The 518-nt window shown below is 73.2% G+C and carries 1 protein-coding gene; it reads left to right on the plus strand.

All coding sequences use genetic code 11. The features are described from left to right. Nucleotides 1-518: hypothetical protein (locus H489_RS38265; protein WP_017887474.1), on the plus strand; the 518-nt coding region annotated here is incomplete at both ends.

Below are 518 nucleotides of genomic sequence, written 5' to 3' on the forward strand. Positions count from 1 at the left end.
CCGTCGACCGCATCGTCGTCGGGTGGTCGAGTACCGGTGGCGTCCGGATCGCCGTCCAGGACGGTGCCGTCCTCGAGACCCGGCCCGGCACGCCCGTCCGGATGCCGACGTCGGGGGAGTTCTCCGTCCGCGCCCCGACGGGCACGCTGCAGCTGGTGAGCATCGACCGGTCACTCCTCGACCAGGTGCGCTCCTCGCTCGGAGCCGCGGCGCCGGAGCTGCCGGACCGAGGTGCCGAACCCGCCGCGGGGGTGCTCGAACACCTGCGCCGGTGCGTCGAACAGGTGGCGGTCACCGCGACGCGTGACGGCTTCACCCAGGGCGCCAGGACCAGCGCGCAGGTCGCGCTCGTCGAGGCCGTCCTCGGAGCGTTCGGGACGCGGGTGCCCGTGATCCTCCGGCGTGCCGTGACCCCGTCGACGGTCGAACTCGCCATGGCGTACCTCGAAGGACACTGCGATCAGCAGCTCTGCCTCGCCGACATCTGCGACGCGGTGGGTGTGAGCCCCCGCACGCTC

This window comes from Curtobacterium flaccumfaciens UCD-AKU, assembly GCF_000349565.1.
In the GTDB taxonomy this organism is placed as follows: Bacteria; Actinomycetota; Actinomycetes; order Actinomycetales; family Microbacteriaceae; genus Curtobacterium; species Curtobacterium poinsettiae.